Source organism: Streptomyces sp. PU-14G (genome assembly GCF_041028275.1).
Taxonomy (GTDB): domain Bacteria; phylum Actinomycetota; class Actinomycetes; order Streptomycetales; family Streptomycetaceae; genus Streptomyces.
The window spans coordinates 1-1,433 of the sequence record NZ_JASKYT010000696.1 but is presented as its reverse complement, the minus strand read 5'-3'; the positions used below and the strand labels follow the sequence as shown (position 1 = coordinate 1,433).

1 protein-coding gene is annotated in these 1,433 nt (G+C 74.7%); it reads right to left on the bottom strand.

Annotation, left to right across the window (positions count from 1 at the left end; all coding sequences use genetic code 11):
- A partial coding sequence (locus AB8Z75_RS34775; protein WP_369209110.1) for an MFS transporter occupies positions 1 to 1,433 on the bottom strand: 1,433 nt, incomplete at both ends.

The window sequence follows — 1,433 nt, the reverse complement described above, 5'->3', positions numbered from 1 at the left end:
AGTGGCGTCAGTGGCAGCAGCGGCAGCAGCGGCAGCAGTCGCCTCGGCAGCGAGGGCGCAGGGGGCCGGGGCGGGGCGTACGGTCCGGGGCTCGCGCAGCAGCAGCGCGGCCAGCGCGCCCAGCAGCATCAGCGCCACGCCGACGTACAGCGAGCGGTCGGCGCCGTGGGCGAGGGCTCGTGCGGTGTCGGTTCCCGGACGGGTGGTGGAGGTGGCGACGACGACGGTGAGGGAGAGGCCCATGGACGAGCCGATGTAGCGGGCGGTGTTGTTGGCGCCCGAGCCCATGGCGACGCGGTCGGCGGGGACGCTCTCGACGGCGAGCCGGGGCAGCGCCGCGTTGAGGAGGCCGCTGCCGATGCCGGCGAAGAAGAAGCCGGGGACGGTGCGTTCCCACGATCCGGCGGCCAGCGCGCCGAGCATGGTCGAAGCGCCGACGGCGGAGAGGAGGAATCCGGCGGCGACCTGGTGCCGGGCGGAGAAGCGTTCGGGCAGTCGCCGTGTCTGGAGGGCGACGAGGAGCGCGGTGCCGGACCAGAGGAACAGCAGCCACGCGGTGCCCAGTTCGCTCATGCCGACGGACTGCTGGAGGAGCGCGGGAAGGTAGCTGAACACCCCGATGACGCCGAGTCCTGTGAACAGCGCGGCGCTGGTGGCGGCGAGGAATCGGGGCCGGCGGAAGAGGGCCAAGTCGAGGAGGGGGGCGGAGGCCCTGGTCTCCGTGAACGCGAACGCGGCGACGAGGGCGACCGCTGCGGCGACCAGTCCGTACACCTGGGGGCGCAGCCAGCCGTCCCGGCCGAGGGTGAGGGCGGCGAGCAGGGCGGTCAGAGCGAGGCCGAGCAGCAGGGCGCCGGCCACGTCGGGCTTGCCGGCGCGGGGGTTGCGGGATTCGGTGAGGGTGCGGGCGCTGAAGGCGGTGAGGGCGAGCGCGACGGCGGCGTAGGCCAGGTAGCAGAGGCGCCAGTCGAGGACGCCCAGTCCGGCGGAGGCCACGGGACCCAGGGCGATGCCGCCGCTGAGCGCGGCGCCCCAAATGCCGGTGGCGCGGACGCGTGCGGGTCCGGCGGGGTAGGCGTGGGCGAGCAGGCCGAGGCTGCTGGCGATGACGGCGGCGCTGGCGGCGCCCTGGGCGATGCGGGCGAGGGTGAAGGTGGCGGTGCCGGGGGCGAGGGTGCCGAGTGCGGTGGTGACGGCGAGGGCGGCGAGGCCGGTGACGAAGGCGCGTTTGCGTCCGTAGTCGTCGGCGAGGCTGCCGGCGACGAGGAGGAGGGCGGCGAGACCGAGTGGTGTGCCGTTGAGCAGCCAGGACTGGCCGGCGAGTGTGGTGCCGAAGTCGGCGATCATGCCGGGGAGGGTGAGCATGGGCGCCGTGTAGTTCATCAGCGCGACGAAGGTGGCGAGGCTGGTGGCGGCCAGGACGGTGCCGGGGG